This window comes from Rhodobacter ferrooxidans (assembly GCF_000176015.1).
GTDB lineage: Bacteria > Pseudomonadota > Alphaproteobacteria > Rhodobacterales > Rhodobacteraceae > Pseudorhodobacter_B > Pseudorhodobacter_B ferrooxidans.
The window spans coordinates 95,170-111,073 of the sequence record NZ_ACYY01000001.1; the positions used below are offsets into that span (position 1 = coordinate 95,170).

The following is a 15,904-nucleotide window of genomic DNA, read 5'->3' on the forward strand; positions in this document are numbered from 1 at the left end:
TATCCCCGCGCGGAGCGCAGCTACGCCAATGCCGCCGCAATCCGCTCCGCCAGCCTGCGCGCCACCTCGGCCTTCGCCATTCGTGGCCAGACCTCCTGGCCATCGGCGCTGATCAAGGTCACTGCATTCTCAGCCCCGCCCATGATCCCGGTCGCGGGGCTGACATCATTGGCCACGATCCAGTCGCAGCCCTTGCGCAACCGCTTGGCGGACGCATGCGCCAGCACGTCGTCGGTTTCCGCTGCAAACCCCACCACCAGCCGCGGCCGCCCCGAAGCCATCTGCGCCACAGTCGCAAGAATGTCCGGATTCTCGGTAAATTCCAGCACTGGCGGCTTGCCCGAGGCGTCTTTCTTGATCTTCCCCGCAGCCGCCCGCACCACCCGCCAATCCGCCACCGCCGCGGCAAACACCGCCGCATCGGCAGGCAGCGCCGCCTGCACCGCCGCCAGCATCTGCGCCGCGGTTTCCACCGCCACCAACCGCACCCCCGCAGGCGGTGCAACCGCCGCAGGTCCGGTGACGAAAGTCACCTGCGCCCCGAGTGCAACGAGGGCCCCGGCAATCGCCGCCCCCTGCGCCCCCGAGGACCGGTTGGCAATATAGCGCACCGGATCAATCGGCTCATGCGTCGGACCCGAGGTCACCAGCACATGCTTGCCACGCAACGGCCCTGCCCCAAGTGCGGCCTCGATCGCCACCACGATCTCCAGCGGCTCCGCCATCCGCCCCGGCCCGTATTCGCCGCAGGCCATCTCGCCGTCATTCGGCCCCACGGTCAGAACCCCATCCGCCCGCAACTGCGCCAGATTGCGTTGCGTGGCGGCGTGCTGCCACATCCGCAAATTCATCGCCGGGGCCAGCAGCACCCGCTTGTCGGTGGCCAACAGCAGGGTCGAGGCCAGATCGCCCGCCAACCCATGCGCCATCTTCGCCATCAGATCGGCGGTGGCCGGTGCCACCACCAGCAGATCGGCGCTGCGGCTTAACTGGATATGCCCCATCTCGGCCTCGTCGGTCAGATCGAACAGATCGCGGTACACCTTCGCCCCAGCCAAAGCCGAAACCGACAAGGGCGTGACAAACTCCCCCCCGGCCTGCGTCAACACCGGCACCACCGCAGCCCCGCGTTCGCGCAAACGACGGATCAGATCCAGCGCCTTGTAGGCCGCGATACCGCCGCCGATGATCAGAAGAATACGCTTGCCCGCCAGCATCTGCGGCTCCTGTACAGGGGTCTGTCACAGGTGTAGGCGGCAAGACAGGCGAACTCAACCGGTTCTTGCCCCACCGCAGATGCCGCAGAGCGGCAGAAAACTTTTCCAAAAGTTTTAGCAAAAATCTTCGAAGATTTTTGGCTTTGGCCCGACGTCTCAGCCCAGAAAATGATGCAACTCGCGGGTCTGACCTTCCAGCGAGCGCCGCAGCTTGGCAAAGGCCGCGGCCTCAAGCTGCCGCACCCGCTCCTTGGAAAGCCCCAGTTCCGCCCCAAGGCTTTCCAGCGTGCGCCCGTCACCGCGCAGCTTGCGCTCGGTCACGATGAACCTCTCGCGCGGGTTCAGCGCCGCCATCGCCACCACCAGCCAGCCGCGCAGCCGGGCGGCATCATGCGCGCCCTCCACCGCTTCGGCGGCCTGCACGCCGTCATCTTCCAGCGCGTCGATCCATTCGCGGCCCTCGTCTTCCGACGATTGCGTGGCGTTCAGCGAGAAGTCCGAGCCCGCCAGCCGCCCCTCCATCATCTCGACATCGGCCAGCGGCACGCCGACCTCGCGCGCCACCATCTCGCGCAACTGGTGGCCGTCCAGCGACTCGCCACGCTGCGCCGCCTCGCGCTCCAGCTTGGCCTGCACCCGCTTCAGATTGAAAAACAACGACTTCTGGCTGGAGGTCGAGCCTGTGCGCACCATCGACCAGTTGCGCATCACATAATCCTGGATGCTGGCCTTGATCCACCACACCGCATAGGTCGAAAACCGCACGCCACGGTCGGGGTCGAACTTGTCGGCGGCTTTCATCAAGCCAAGGCTGGCTTCCTGGATCAGGTCGTTCATCGGCGCGCCATAGCGGCGGAACTTCGCGGCCATCGAGATTGCCAGCCGCATGTAGGCGGTGATCAGCCGGTGCAGCGCCGCTTCATCCCGCTGGTCGCGCCAGGCATAGGCCAGCCGCAATTCGGTTTCGGCGTCCAGCAATTCGGCCTTCATCGCTTGGCGCGACAGCCTTGCGTCGGTATATCCGTCTAGCGCCATGACAACCTCCCCACCGGCTGTAGTGCGTCCGATACACATTCTACGAGGCAAAGACGTGACTGGATCAATCCTTAAAGCCGAATCCCTGCCACATCTTTGCATGGTGCTTGGTGGCGCACGTTCTGGCAAGTCACGACTGGCGGAGCGGCTGGTGATTTCTTCCGGCCGCCCGCGGGTCTATATCGCCACGGCACAGGCCTGGGATGACGAGATGCAGGCGCGGATTGCCGCGCATCGCAGCGACCGTGGCGGCGGCTGGCACACCGTCGAGGCGCCGCTTTACCTTGGGCCTGCGCTGGCCGAGGTGCCCGCGGGGGCTGTGGTGCTGGTCGATTGCGCGACGCTGTGGCTGTCCAACCAGATGCTGGCCGAGGCTGATCTTGAGGCCGAAACCGACGCGCTGCTGGCCGCGATTGCCGGTTGTGCAGCCCCGGTGGTGGTGGTCAGCAACGAGGTCGGCTGGTCGATCGTGCCGGAAAACGCGCTCGCCCGGCGGTTCCGCGATGCGCAGGGGCGGCTGAACCAGCGCCTTGCCGGGCAGGCCGGGCTGGTGGTGGCGGTGATGGCGGGCTTGCCGATGGTGCTGAAGGGCACGCTGCCAAAGGGTGTGGCATGACAAGGCTGTGGTGGGTGCGGCACGGCCCGACGCATGAACGCGCCTTTGTCGGCTGGCGCGATGTGCCCGCCGATCTTTCCGACGCCGCCCGCATTGCCCGGCTGCACGCCTATCTGCCGCCACGTGCGCTGCTGGTGTCCTCCGATCTGATCCGCGCCTCGGCCACCGCCGATGCCGTGGCCAAGGGCCGCCAGCGCCTGCCGCACATGCCCGGCCTGCGCGAGTTCAACCTGGGCGACTGGGATGGCCGCCTGTTCACCGAAGTTGCCGAAACCCACCCCGACCTCAGCCGCGCCTATTGGGAGACGCCGGGCGATACCACCCCACCGAATGGCGAAAGCTGGAACGCGGCTTCGGCGCGGGTGGCGGCGGCGGTGGCGCAGCTGCTGGCCGACCATCAGGGCCGCGACATCATCGTGGTGGCGCATGTCGGCGTGATCCTGACCCAGGTGCAGGCGGCGCTGGGGGTCAGCCCCTATCAGGCGCTTGGGCACAAGATCGACAACCTTTCGGTCACCCGCATCGCGCATCTGCCGAACGCGCGGCGGGCCGAGGTGATCAATCACCTTCCGTGATCGGCCTGCGCACAAATCCGCGCTTGGCTTAGGCAGGCCGTGCCGCCTAACCTGCCGGAAACCGGAGGTAACATGACCTACACCCTTGCGATCGGCGACCGCGGCTATTCCAGTTGGTCCTTGCGCGGCTGGCTGTTGTTCGATGCTTTCGGCATCCCGGTGCAGACCCGCACCGCCCGGCTTTACACCGACGAGCTTCCCCGCCTGCTGGCCGATTTCCCGCCTGCCCGCACCGTGCCGGTGATGCGCACCCCCGACGGCTGCGTCGTGCCGGAAAGCCTGGCGATTGCCGAGGAACTGGCAAGCCGTCACCCCGAGGCCGGTCTGTGGCCCGCCGATCCGAAGGCCCGCGCCACCGCCCGGGTGCTGGCCTGCGAGATGCACGCCGGTTTTGTCGCCCTGCGCAACCATTGCCCGATGAACCTGCGGGTCAGCTATCAGACCTGCGAACCGCCCGAGGCGGTGCTGGCAGACCTCGCCCGGCTGGAAACCGTCTGGGCCTGGGCGCGCGCGCAGTCTGGCAGCACCGGCCCCTGGCTCTGCGGTGCCTATTCGGCGGCGGATGCGTTCTACAGCCCGGTGGCCAGCCGCATCGCCACCTACAACCTGCCGGTCAGCACCGAAGCTGCGGCTTATGTAGCCGCGCATCTGGCGCACCCGTCGTTCCGGCGCTGGCGGGCGATGGGCATGGTTGATGGTGCCGATCAGGACTTTTATCGGCGCGACTATCCGCAGCGGCCCTGGCCCGGCCCACAGCCATTGGCGGCCAAGGCGGTGGCCTCCGGCCCCTCGGTCAACCCCACCTGCCCCTATTCCGGCAAGCCCGTCACCGATTTCATGGAACTCGGCGGCAAGACCTGGGGTTTTTGCAACCCGTTCTGCCGCGACAAGACCGCCGCCGACCCAGAAGCCTGGCCGAAATTCGTTGAAATTTACCAATCTTAAACCATTCCCGCCTAGCCGTTAACCAAGGTGAACGGGAGCAGCGGCATGGTGGCACGGGCCTATACAGTGGCCTTCGAAGGCGTCGAGGCCCGCATCGTCGAGGTGCAATGCGCCATCGCCGCCGGGCTGCCATCTTTCTCCATCGTCGGCCTGCCCGACAAGGCGGTTTCCGAGGCGCGCGAACGGGTGCGGGCGGCGCTGGCGTCGATGTCGATCGCGCTGCCGTCAAAGCGGATCACCGTCAACCTTTCCCCCGCCGATCTGCCCAAGGAAGGCTCGCATTTCGACCTGCCGGTGGCGCTGGCGCTGCTGGCGGCGCTGGAGATCATTCCGAAGGACGAGGTGGAACAGACGGTGGCGCTGGGCGAATTGTCGCTGGACGGGCGGCTGATCGCGGTGATCGGCGCGCTGCCCGCGGCGATGGCGGCGGCAGAGGGCGACCGCAGCCTGCTGTGCCCCAAGGCCTGCGGCGCCGAAGCCGCCTGGGTGGGTGCCACGCAGGTGCTGGCCGCCGCCACGCTGGGCGAGGTGGTGCGGCATTTCACCGGCCAGGCGCCGCTGACCCCCGCCGAGGCCGGCGAAGTGCAGCCCGGACCGCTGGGCCGCGATTTCCGTGACGTGAAGGGCCAGGAACGCGCCAAACGGGCGCTGGAGATTGCCGCCGCCGGGCGACACCACGCGCTGATGGTCGGCAGCCCCGGTTCCGGCAAATCCATGCTGGCGGCGCGGTTGCCCGGCATCCTGCCGCCACTTTCAGCGGTCGAGGCGTTGGAAACCTCGATGATCCATTCGCTGGCGGGGCTGCTGTCGGAAGGCGGCATCTCGCGCGCAAGGCCGTTCCGCGAGCCGCATCACACGGCGTCGATGGCCGCCATCGTCGGCGGCGGGCGCGGTGCCAAGCCGGGCGAGATCAGCCTGGCGCATAACGGCGTGCTGTTCATGGACGAATTCCCCGAATTTCCCCGCCCGGTGCTGGAAACCCTGCGCCAACCGATCGAGACCGGCGAGATCGTGGTGGCGCGGGCCAATGCGCATGTGCGCTATCCCTGCCGATTTTTGCTGGTGGCGGCGGCCAACCCCTGCAAATGCGGCTATCTGACCGACCCCGCGCGGGCTTGCGCGCGAGTGCCTGTTTGCGGCGAGGATTACCTTGGCCGCATCTCCGGCCCGCTGATGGACCGCTTCGATCTGCGAATCGAGGTGCCGCCGGTGGCCTATACCGACCTCGATCTGCCGCCCTCCGGCGACACCTCGGCGATGGTCGCAGCAAGGGTCGCTACTGCCCGGGCGATCCAGACCGCGCGATTCGCTGGGCATGCGGGGATGCGGGTGAACGCCGATGCCGAGGGCGCGGTGTTGGAGGAAATCGCCGCCCCCGATGCCGAAGGCCGTGACCTGCTGGCGCGGGTCGCTGAACGCTTCGGGCTGTCGGCGCGCGGTTATCACCGGGTGCTGCGGGTGGCGCGCACCATCGCTGATCTGGAAGGTGTAGCGGGTGTGCGCAAGAATCATGTGGCCGAAGCGGTCAGCTACCGGCTGGCGATCGGCACCAAACACTGACCCGCCGCTCTTCCCTTCCTTGCGGTCGGTCATCGCTGCTGCGAAGACGGCTGTCAGGCCGGATGAGCGTCACCGACGCTTGGCCTCGATCACTTCCCATATCCGCGCCGCGGCATTGGTGCCGTCGAACCGCTCCAACTCCTGCAAGCCGGTGGGCGATGTCACGTTGATCTCGGTCAGATAGTCGCCGATCACGTCGATGCCGACGAAAACCTGGCCCTTTTCGCGCAGCACCGGGCCGATGGTGGCACAAATCTCCAGATCGCGCGGCGTCAGCCCGATCTTTTCCGGCCGCCCGCCCGCATGCATGTTGGAGCGGGTCTCGCCGGCCTGCGGCACCCGGTTGATCGCGCCTACCGGCTCGCCGTCGACCAGAATCACCCGCTTGTCGCCCTTGGCCACATCCGGCAGGAACTTCTGCACGATCAGCGGCTCGCGGCTCATGCTGATGAACAACTCGTGCAGCGAGGCCAGATTGCGGTCGTTCGGGTCCAGCCGGAAGACGCCCGCGCCGCCATTGCCGTAAAGCGGCTTCAGAATGATGTCGCCGTGCCGCGCCTTGAACTCGCGAATCGTCGCCAGATCGCGAGCAATCGCCGTCGGCGGGATAAGTCCCGGAAACCGCAGCACCAGCAGCTTTTCCGGACTGTTGCGCACCCAGAATGGGTCATTCACCACCAGCGTGCGCGGATGGATCATCTCCAAGAGATGGGTGGTGGTGATATAGCCCATGTCGAACGGCGGGTCCTGTCGCAGCCAGACCACGTCGAACTCGCCCAGATCGACCTCAGTCTCGGCGCCGTAGCTGACATGATTGCCCATCTCACGCCGCAACTCGATCGGCCAGCCGCGCGCCAACACCCGGCCCTCGACAAAAGCCAACCGGTCCGGCGTGTAGAAAAACAGACTGTGCCCGCGCGCCAACGCCTCCAGACCAATGCGGAACGTGCTGTCACCATCAATGTTGACAGCCCCGATCGGGTCCATTTGCAGTGCAACCTTCAGGCTCATCGGCATCTCCCCGGCTTCCCGCCCTAGATGCCGCATGCCCGTGCAGGATGCAATCGCCCGCCGTCATGCGGCAAAGGCGTTTTCCAGAATCTCGATCCGGCCCACCGAATCCACCAGCGCCACGTCGAACCGCGCTTCGGTGCCTTGCCCCGCCGGTTCCCCGGCCAGAAACTCCGACGCCGAGGCATAAATCCGATCCATCTGCCGCCGGGTCAGATGTTCGGCGGCCAGCGCATGGGTGGAACTTTTCTTGACCTCGATAAAGATCACTTCGGCACCGTCGCGTGCAATCAGGTCGATCTCGCCCGCCGAACCACGCCAGCGGGTAGCGGCAATCGACCGCCCGGAGCGGGCATAAAGCTGCGCCACTGCCGTCTCGGCAGCCAGGCCTGCGTGATAGGATACCAACCCGCTCATTCGTCCTCCGCCAGTTTCAGCGCCACCTGATAGACCTCGCGCCGCGGCAACCCAAGCGCCACGGCGACCGCGGCCGCAGCATCCTTCACCGATTGCCCCTGCAACGCCTGCACCAATGCCGCCTCCAATGTTTCCGCGTCAGCCTTCGCGCCCTGCGCGCGATCGACCAGCACGACAATCTCGCCCTTCACCGCCCGATCCGCAAAGCTGTGGGCCAGTTCGCCCAAAGTGCCGCGTGACACTTCCTCGAATCGTTTGGTCAGTTCACGGCAGACCGCCGCCTGTCTTTCTTCTCCGAAGCATCGCACCATTTCCCCTAATATTTTGCCAACGCGTTTGGGCGATTCGTAAAATATAAGCGTCGCCTGCACCTGCCCTAGTTCCTGCAGGAATTTCAGCCGTGCCCCTGCGGTGGGCGGCGGAAAGCCTGCGAACAGGAACCGGTCGCTGGGCAGGCCTGAAACTGTCAGCGCCGCCAACACCGCCGACGGTCCCGGTGCTGCCAGCACCGCGAACCCTGCGGCAATCGCGGCTCGACCAAGCTGAAAGCCCGGGTCGGCCACCAAGGGCGTGCCGGCTTCCGAGGCATAGGCCACCGATTTGCCTTCCTCCAGTGCGCGTAACAGCTTTGGCCGCACAGCCTCGCCGTTGTGGTCGTGATAGGCCAGCACCTGCCGCCCGCCCAGCGCCACGCCGTGGATCTCCATCAGGTGCCGCAGGGTGCGGGTGTCTTCGGCCGCCAGCACGTCGGCGGCACCCAGGATATCCAGCGCCCGCAGGGTGATGTCGCGCGCGGCCCCGATCGGGGTGGACACGAAGTATAGCCCCGCTGCCAGCGGGCGCTGCTGCGGCCTGGTCTCGCCGATGGTCACGCGGTGGTCCCCCTGACAAGTTTACATCGCATCCCGGAACGCTTAACCTGCATCGGTCTGTTGCGCTCCCGGGGGATGAGGAATTCCGCATGTTGTCTGTTTTGAGTCTTGCCCGCAAGTCGTTGGGTCGCCTTGCCGCCGTGATTGCCGCTGCGGCCGCGCTGACCGCCTGCACGCCGGGGGCAACGCCCAGTGGCGGGCCGCGGGTCGATACGTCGGCTGCGGTGCCGGTGGCCTTGCTGGTGCCGGGCGGCTCGGGGCAGGCGAGTGACGAGTTGCTGGCGCGCAGCCTGCAGAACGCCGCCCGGTTGGCCATCTCCGATCTGGGCAACGTCAAGATCGACCTGCGGGTTTACAACACCGCCGGGCAGCCGGGGCAAGCGCAGGCGATGGCGGCGAAGGCGGTCGATGAGGGTGCCCTCATCATTCTTGGCCCGGTGTTCGCGCAAGAGGCCAATGCCGCAGGGGCGGCGGTGGCGGCGCGCGGCATCAATGTGCTCAGCTTCTCCAACAACACCGACATTGCCGGGGGCAACGTCTATGTGCTGGGGCCGACCTTCCAGAACACCGCCAACCGGCTGGCCACCTATGCCGTGCGGCAGGGCAAGTCGAAGATCATGGTGGTGCACGACCGCAACACGGCAGGCGAGGCCGGGCGGGCGGCCATTCAGGCGGGGGTCACCCGCGCCGGGGGCAGCGTGGTGTCGGTGTCGGGCTATGAATTCTCGCAGAACGGCATCGTTGCGGCGATGCCGGGCATTGCCACGGCGGCCAAGACCACCGGGGCGCAGGCGGTGTTTCTGACCGCCGATACCGCGGGGGCCTTGCCGCTGGTGACGCAGCTTTTGCGTGACAACGGGGTGACCGCCGCCTTCATCGGCCTGACCCGCTGGGATATTCCGGCCGCCACGCTGGCGCTGCCGGGGGTGCAGGGCGGGTGGTTCGCACTGCCCGACCCGTCACTTTATACCCAATACCAGTCGCGCTACCAAACAGCGTTCGGCGAGGCGCCGCATCCGATTTCGGGGCTTGCCTATGACGGCATCGCCGCCATTGGCGCGCTGATCAAGCAGGGCAATTCCAACGCCCTGACCGGCGCCGCGCTGACCCAAGGGTCGGGCTTTGTCGGCGTCAGCGGCATCTTCCGGCTGCGCGCCGATGGCACCAACGAGCGGGGTCTCGCGGTGGCGCAGATTTCCAATAACCAGTTGGTGGTGATCGACGCCGCGCCGCGCAGCTTTGCCGGTGCCGGCTTCTAGGCCGGGATGAATTGCAGCACCCGGATCTGATGCCATGACCACGATGATCCTGCCGGGGGCCGAGTTCATCGACCCGCGCGCGCTGTTTGCCGCGATCCGCGCCGATATCCCCGGTGTCCCCGAAGGCCGTGCCGCCCGCGCCATTGCCGTGCGGCATCTGGCGCAGGCCAAGGCCAGCGGCAACGCTCAACTGGCCGCAGCCTTTGCCGCCCGCCCGCACGAGTCGCGCCCACTGACCCGGGCGCAGGCACATCTGACCGACGCGCTGGTGATCACCGCGCTGGAGGTGGCAAAGCTTCTGCACCCGCTGGCCAACCCGACCGAGGCCGAGCGCATTGCCGTTCTGGCGGTGGGCGGTTACGGCCGGGCCGAAATGGCGCCACATTCCGATGTGGACCTTTTGTTCCTGACGCCGTGGAAGATCACGCCTTGGGCGGAATCGGTGATCGAAAGCATGCTTTACATGCTGTGGGACCTGAAGCTGAAGGTCGGCCACGCCAGCCGCACGGTGAAGGATTGCCTGCGGCTGGGCCGCGACGACATCACCATCCGCACTGCCCTGCTGGAGCATCGCTTTCTGGCGGGCGATCCAGGCTTGGCCAAGGATCTGGACGACAAGCTGTGGGCCGAGCTGTTCCGCAACACCGGCCCCGAATTCATCGAGGCCAAGCTGGTCGAGCGGGCCGAGCGGCACAAGCGGCAGGGTGGCCAGCGCTATGTGCTGGAACCCAATGTCAAAGAAGGCAAGGGCGGTCTGCGCGACCTGCAGACGTTGTACTGGATCGGCAAATACCTGCACCGGGTGCCCTCGTCCGAAGGCTTGGTGGCGGCGGGCCTTTTGACGCGCGAGGAATACGACACCTTCACCCGCGCCGAGGATTTCCTGTGGGCGGTGCGCTGCCATCTGCATTATATCGGCGGGCGTCCGGTCGATCAGTTGACTTTTGATATGCAGGTCGAGGTGGCCGCCCGCATGGGATACCGCGACAGCGCCGGGCGCCGGGCGGTCGAACATTTCATGCAGGATTACTTCCGCCATGCCACCAAGGTGGGCGAACTGACCCGGGTGTTCCTGACCCAGCTGGAAGCGCGCCACGCCAAGGCCGAGGCGGTATCCTTGCTGGGCATGTTCCAGCGCCGCAAGAAGCTGCGGGCGGGGTTCAAGCTGATGCAGGGCCGGATCGACGCCGCAAGCCCGGACATCTTTGCCAAGGACAAGCTGAACCTGCTGCGCGCCTTTGAAGAGGGGTTGCGCACCGGCTATCTGCTGCATCCCAACATCATGCGGCTGATCGCCTCGAACCTGCATCTGATCGACGACGAAATGCGCGCCAGCCCGGAAGCGGCGCAAATCTTCCTGGACATGCTGCTGAAATATGGCAACCCCGACCGGGCGCTGCGCCGGATGAACGAGCTTGGCGCGCTGGCCGCCTACATGCCGGAATTCGAGCCGATCGTGGCGATGATGCAGTTCAACGTCTATCACCACTTCACGGTGGACGAGCACATCATCCAGTGCATCACCGCGCTGGACCAGATCGAGCGCGGCGAGTTGGTCGAGGAACTGCCGCTGGTCAGTGGCATCATGGCGCAGGGGGTGAACCGCAAGGTGATCTATCTCGCCATCCTGATGCACGACATCGGCAAGGGCCGGCCCGAGGATCACTCGATCCTGGGGGCGCAGATCGCCCGCAAGGTGGCCCCGCGGCTGGGGCTTAACCCTGAGGAAACCGAAACCGTCGAATGGCTGGTGCGCTATCACCTGCTGATGTCGGACATGGCGCAAAAGCGCGACATCAGTGACCCGCGCACGGTGCGCGACTTTGCCAAGCTGGTGAAGACCCGCAAGCGGCTGGATCTGCTGACGGTGCTGACGGTCTGCGATATCCGCGGTGTCGGCCCGAACACCTGGAACAACTGGAAGGCCATGCTGCTGCGGCAGTTGCACCGCGACACCGCGGCGGCGCTGGAAGGCGGGCTGGAGATGCTGAACCGCGAAAACCGCGAAAACGCGGCCAAGAAGGCGTTGCGCGACCGGCTGTCGGGCTGGGAAGCCCGAGACCTGCGCGAGGAAACCGCGCGGCACTACACGCCCTACTGGCAAGCCCTGTCCACCGACACCCATGCGGTGTTTGCCCGGCTGTTGCAGGGCCTCGGCGACGCCGAAATCCGCATCGACCTGCACCCCGACGCCGACCGCGACGCGACGCGCGCCTGTTTCGCGCTGCACGACCATCCCGGCATCTTCTCGCGGCTGGCGGGTGCGCTGGCGCTGGTGGGGGCCAATATCGTCGATGCCCGCACCTATACCTCGAAGGACGGCTATGCCACGGCGGTGTTCTGGGTGCAGGACAGCGAAGGTCGCCCGTACGAGGTCGCCCGCCTGCCCCGGCTGCGCGGCATGATCGACAAGACCCTGAAAGGCGAAGTGCTGCCGCGCGAGGCGCTTGCCGACCGCGACAAGGTGAAAAAACGCGAACGCGAGTTCCGCTTTCCCACCCATATCACCTTCGACAACGAGGGGTCCGAGATCTACACCATCATCGAGGTCGATACCCGCGACCGGCCCGGCCTGCTGTATGACCTGACCCGGACGCTGGCGGCCTCCAACATCTATATCGCCTCGGCGGTGATCGCCACCTTCGGGGCGCAGGTGGTCGATACCTTCTATGTCAAGGACATGTTCGGCCTGAAGCTGCACACCAAGGCCAAGCAGGAGGCGCTTGAAACAAAGCTGCGGCAGGCGATTGCCGAGGGTGCCGAGCGGGCGGCGACATGAAACCGATCCGGCTGATCCGCAGCATCGTCACCGTCGGCGGCTGGACCCTGCTTTCCCGTGGCGTGGGCTTTGCCCGCGACGTGATGATGGCGGCCTATCTGGGGGCCGGGCCGGTGGCCGAGGCGTTCCTGATCGCGTTTTCCCTGCCCAACATGTTCCGCCGCTTCTTTGCCGAGGGCGCCTTCAACATGGCCTTCGTGCCGATGTTCGCCAAGAAGCTGGAGGGTGGCGAGGATGCCGCCAAGTTCGCCCGCGACGCGTTCAGCGGGTTGGCCGGGGTGCTGGTGCTGTTCACGCTGCTGGGCACGCTGGCGATGCCCTGGTTGGTGTGGATCATGGCTTCGGGCTTTGCCAACGATGCCCGCTTTGACATGGCCGTGACCTTCGGGCGGATTTCCTTCTCCTACATCCTGTTCATCAGTCTGGTGGCGCTGCTGTCGGGGGTGCTGAACGCCTTCGGCCGCTTTACCGAGGCCTCTTTTGTGCCGGTTCTGATGAACCTGATGTTCATCGCCGCGATGCTGATGGCCGATCACTGGGGCTGGGACATGGGGCTGACCCTGGCCTGGACAGTGCCGGTGACCGGGGTGGCGCAACTGGCCTTCACCTGGATTTCGGCGCATCGGGCCGGGTTTCACATGGGGCTGGCGCTGCCGCACATGACGCCCGATCTGAAGCGGCTGGCGCGGATCGCCGCCCCCGCGGTGTTGGCGGGCGGGGTGGTGCAGATCAATCTGGTGGTGGGGCGGCAGGTGGCGTCGTTCACCGAGGGCGCGGTGGCCTGGCTGTCCTACGCCGACCGGCTGTATCAGTTGCCGCTGGGGGTGGTTGGCATCGCCATCGGCACCGTGCTGCTGCCGGACCTCTCGCGCCGTCTGCGGGCGGGCGATCTGGAGGGCGGGCGCTCCTCCTTCAACCGTGGTGCGGAGTTTGCGCTGATGCTGACGCTGCCTGCCGCGGTGGCGCTGGTGGTGATTGCCCTGCCGCTGATCGAGGTGCTGTTCCAGCGGGGGGCTTTTGGCCCCGACGATACCGCCAACACCGCGTTGGCGCTGGCCGCCTATGGCGCCGGGCTGCCGGCCTTCGTGCTGCACAAGGTGTTGCAGCCGCTGTATTATGCCCGCGAGGATACCCGCCGCCCCTTCATTTATGCCATGGTCGCCATGCTGGTGAACGCCGGGTTCGCGGTGGGGCTGATGCCCGTGCTGGGGTTCTTTGCCGCAGCCTTGGCCACCACGGTGTCGGCCTGGGTGATGGTCTGGCAGCTTTGGCGCGGGGCGCGCGGCATGGGCGATGCCGCCCGCTTTGACGCGCGGTTCCGCAGCCGCCTGCCGCGCATCATCATGGCCTCGGTCGGTATGGGGGTGGTGCTGTGGCTGGCCTGGCTGATGCTTGGCACGCTGCTGGGCAGCCCGGGCTGGCGTTATCTGGGGCTGGCGCTGCTGGTCGGCAGCGGCATCGTCAGCTATTTCGCCATCGGCGGGTTGATCGGTGCCTTCCGTCTGGGTGATTTTGCATCCGCCCTGCGCCGCAAGCGGTAGCTTAACGGTCGCGGATCTTTTGCATCACCCGGCCCCAGCCGCCGGGGCTGACCACGAAAGACAGCACGAACCCGGTGGCAAAGCCCGCAAGATCGGCCACCCAGTCCAGGCCGCCGCCGAAGGCCAGCCCGAACACCAACTGAAACCCCAGCAGAAAGCCGATCAGGCTGAAGGCGCGGTATTTGTTCGCCCCCGTTGCCGCCAGATTGACCCACAAAAGAAAAGTGAACGCCCCAATCAGCCCATAGACCGGCGGATAGCCCCCGATCAGCGGCGCCGCCGTGCCCGGCACCAGCGCATAGGCCAGCGCCCCCACCGCCGCGGCGCCAAAAAACACCACCAGCACCGCCCACCACCGGAACACCTCGCCCACCATCTTGCCCAGCGCCAGCAGGATCACCACCACGAACAGCGCATGGGTGAAATTGGCATGCACCAGCGGATAGCTGATCAGGCGCATCATGCCGTCGAGGGGGAATTGCCCGGCATCCCACATTGCCCGCATCAGCGCCGAGGAGAAGGCGAATTTCTCGACCGCATCCAGCCGCCAGCCCACCGCCATCGGCCCGCCCACCAGCCCGCGCGCGCCCAGGCTGATCACCACCTCCATGGCGATGATCGGCAGCGCCAGCAGCCAGACCACCGGCGGCAGCGGGTTCAGCGGTGCGGCATTGTGATCGGTCTGCATGGGCATCCTGTCCTCCGGCATCCGATTGACGCCCCCTGCCGCCAGCGATAAGCCGAACCGGCAGCAATTTCCAGTCACCAGAAACGGAGCACCCCATGGCCGAGCCGGTCCAAACGCCTCAGGCTTTCGCAAAGCGCATCTTCTCGGGCATCCAGCCGTCGGGCGGGCTGACCTTGGGCAACTATCTGGGGGCGCTGAAACGCTTTGTCGAAAAGCAGGACGAGGGCATCGAGACGGTCTATTGCCTGGTGGACATGCACGCCATCACCGTCTGGCAAGACCCGGCCAAGCTGCGCCAGCAAACGCGCGAGGCGGCGGCGGGCTTCATTGCGGCGGGCATCGACCCCAGCCGCTCGATCCTGTTCAACCAGAGCCAGGTGACGGCGCATGTCGAATTGGCGTGGATTTTCAACTGCGTGGCGCGGATGGGCTGGATGAGCCGGATGACGCAGTTCAAGGACAAGGCCGGGAAGAATTCCGAGAATGTCAGCCTTGGCCTGTTCGCCTACCCCTCGCTGATGGCCGCCGACATCATGGCCTACAAGGCGACGCATGTGCCGGTGGGCGAGGATCAGAAGCAGCACCTGGAGCTGACCCGCGACATCGCCATCAAGTTCAACAACGACTACGGGGTGAATTTCTTCCCCATCGTCGAGCCGATCATCGAAGGTGCCGCCACCCGGGTGATGTCCTTGCGCGATGGCACCAAGAAGATGTCGAAATCCGACCCTTCCGATCAAAGCCGCATCAACCTGACCGACGATGCCGACACGATTTCCAAGAAGATCCGCAAGGCGAAGACCGACCCGGAACCACTGCCGTCGGAGTTGGAGGGCCTGAAAGACCGCCCCGAGGCGCGCAATCTGGTGAACATCTATGCAGCCCTTGCCGGGCACACCGCCGAACAGGTGATCCGCGATTTCGGCGGAGCGCAGTTCGGCAGCTTCAAACCGGCGCTGGCCGATCTGGCGGTGGCCAAGCTGTCGCCGATCACCACCGAGATGAGCCGCCTGATGCAGGACCCGGCCGAGATCGACCGCATCCTTGGCGCCGGGTCCGAACGGGCCGAGGCGATTGCCCGGCCGATCGTCGATCAGGTCTATGACATCGTTGGCATGATCCGCAGCCGCGGGCGCTGAGGCAGCCCTGATCCGGCGGGTGTTCTGGCACCTGTCATTTTGCCGATTCAATCCTGCGCCAGGGTGGCCCTGCGGCATCCCACCGCAACGGGCCATCCTGTCCCCCAAGACTGCGGCACCTCTGTCCCCTTGGTGCCGCATCGCGCCCGATCTGCCCCCGGACCCATTCCCCTCGGGTCCGGGGGTCTTTTTCCCCGATGTCCGGTTTGCGCAGAGCCTGTGCGGCGCCTTGCCTTAACGCAGCGCCGCA

Annotated in this window: 14 protein-coding genes; 8 read left to right on the top strand and 6 right to left on the bottom strand. The window is 66.3% G+C overall.

What is annotated here, in order from left to right; genetic code table 11:
- Window positions 1-20 precede the first annotated feature (20 nt).
- Both coaBC and RSW2DRAFT_RS00490 read right to left on the bottom strand, forming a co-directional pair.
- Entirely contained in the window at window positions 21-1,217 is a 1,197-nt protein-coding gene (gene coaBC, locus RSW2DRAFT_RS00485; protein ID WP_008026943.1) for a bifunctional phosphopantothenoylcysteine decarboxylase/phosphopantothenate--cysteine ligase CoaBC, read from the bottom strand.
- Window positions 1,218-1,373: 156 nt separating this feature from the next.
- A complete protein-coding gene (locus tag RSW2DRAFT_RS00490; RefSeq protein ID WP_008026946.1) occupies window positions 1,374-2,252 on the bottom strand; it encodes an RNA polymerase factor sigma-32 in 879 nt (292 codons plus the stop codon).
- Between the two features lie 55 nt (window positions 2,253-2,307).
- Here RSW2DRAFT_RS00490 and cobU point away from each other — a divergent pair, with 55 nt between their 5' ends.
- The 4 genes from cobU (at window position 2,308) to RSW2DRAFT_RS00510 (ending at window position 5,948) form a co-directional block, all read left to right on the top strand.
- Window positions 2,308-2,868: a bifunctional adenosylcobinamide kinase/adenosylcobinamide-phosphate guanylyltransferase gene (gene cobU, locus RSW2DRAFT_RS00495; protein ID WP_040671365.1), complete on the top strand. Its 561-nt coding sequence runs from the start codon at window positions 2,308-2,310 to the stop codon at window positions 2,866-2,868.
- Window positions 2,865-3,443, top strand: a complete 579-nt coding sequence (locus tag RSW2DRAFT_RS00500; protein ID WP_008026951.1) for a histidine phosphatase family protein — start codon at window positions 2,865-2,867, stop codon at window positions 3,441-3,443. The genes cobU and RSW2DRAFT_RS00500 overlap by 4 nt, the downstream gene beginning before the upstream one ends.
- 72 nt (window positions 3,444-3,515) lie before the next feature.
- Entirely contained in the window at window positions 3,516-4,388 is an 873-nt protein-coding gene (locus tag RSW2DRAFT_RS00505; protein WP_008026953.1) for a glutathione S-transferase, read from the top strand.
- 45 nt (window positions 4,389-4,433) lie between these two features.
- Window positions 4,434-5,948 (top strand): YifB family Mg chelatase-like AAA ATPase, encoded by a 1,515-nt coding sequence (locus tag RSW2DRAFT_RS00510; RefSeq protein WP_008026955.1) that lies wholly within the window; start codon window positions 4,434-4,436, stop codon window positions 5,946-5,948.
- Window positions 5,949-6,017: 69 nt separating this feature from the next.
- Here the strand turns inward: RSW2DRAFT_RS00510 and gshB are convergent, their stop codons facing one another.
- The 3 genes from gshB to rsmI all read right to left on the bottom strand — a co-directional run bounded on the left by gshB (window position 6,018) and on the right by rsmI (window position 8,248).
- Window positions 6,018-6,959, bottom strand: coding sequence for a glutathione synthase (gene gshB, locus RSW2DRAFT_RS00515; protein ID WP_008026957.1), 942 nt, complete (start codon window positions 6,957-6,959; stop codon window positions 6,018-6,020).
- A gap of 63 nt (window positions 6,960-7,022) precedes the next feature.
- Window positions 7,023-7,376, bottom strand: a complete 354-nt coding sequence (locus tag RSW2DRAFT_RS00520) for a YraN family protein (protein ID WP_008026960.1) — start codon at window positions 7,374-7,376, stop codon at window positions 7,023-7,025.
- Window positions 7,373-8,248, bottom strand: coding sequence for a 16S rRNA (cytidine(1402)-2'-O)-methyltransferase (gene rsmI, locus RSW2DRAFT_RS00525; RefSeq protein ID WP_008026962.1), 876 nt, complete (start codon window positions 8,246-8,248; stop codon window positions 7,373-7,375). Before rsmI ends, RSW2DRAFT_RS00520 begins: the two co-directional genes overlap by 4 nt.
- 89 nt (window positions 8,249-8,337) lie before the next feature.
- Here rsmI and RSW2DRAFT_RS00530 point away from each other — a divergent pair, with 89 nt between their 5' ends.
- Genes RSW2DRAFT_RS00530 through murJ form a run of 3 tightly spaced genes read left to right on the top strand, consistent with a single transcriptional unit; the run spans window position 8,338 to window position 13,827 of the window.
- Window positions 8,338-9,507, top strand: a complete 1,170-nt coding sequence (locus tag RSW2DRAFT_RS00530) for a penicillin-binding protein activator (RefSeq protein ID WP_008026964.1) — start codon at window positions 8,338-8,340, stop codon at window positions 9,505-9,507.
- 34 nt (window positions 9,508-9,541) lie between these two features.
- On the top strand, window positions 9,542-12,286 hold the full coding sequence (locus RSW2DRAFT_RS00535) for a [protein-PII] uridylyltransferase (protein WP_008026967.1): 2,745 nt from the start codon (window positions 9,542-9,544) through the stop codon (window positions 12,284-12,286).
- Entirely contained in the window at window positions 12,283-13,827 is a 1,545-nt protein-coding gene (gene murJ, locus RSW2DRAFT_RS00540) for a murein biosynthesis integral membrane protein MurJ (protein ID WP_008026969.1), read from the top strand. Before RSW2DRAFT_RS00535 ends, murJ begins: the two co-directional genes overlap by 4 nt.
- A 1-nt stretch (window position 13,828) precedes the next feature.
- On the opposite strand, the gene RSW2DRAFT_RS00545 is transcribed toward murJ, so the two are convergent.
- Window positions 13,829-14,515: a rhomboid family intramembrane serine protease gene (locus tag RSW2DRAFT_RS00545; protein WP_040671392.1), complete on the bottom strand. Its 687-nt coding sequence runs from the start codon at window positions 14,513-14,515 to the stop codon at window positions 13,829-13,831.
- A gap of 95 nt (window positions 14,516-14,610) precedes the next feature.
- Here RSW2DRAFT_RS00545 and trpS point away from each other — a divergent pair, with 95 nt between their 5' ends.
- The gene (gene trpS, locus RSW2DRAFT_RS00550; protein ID WP_008026975.1) at window positions 14,611-15,654 is read left to right on the top strand and encodes a tryptophan--tRNA ligase; all 1,044 of its coding nucleotides are present in this window, start codon (window positions 14,611-14,613) and stop codon (window positions 15,652-15,654) included.
- Window positions 15,655-15,904: the final 250 nt, after the last annotated feature.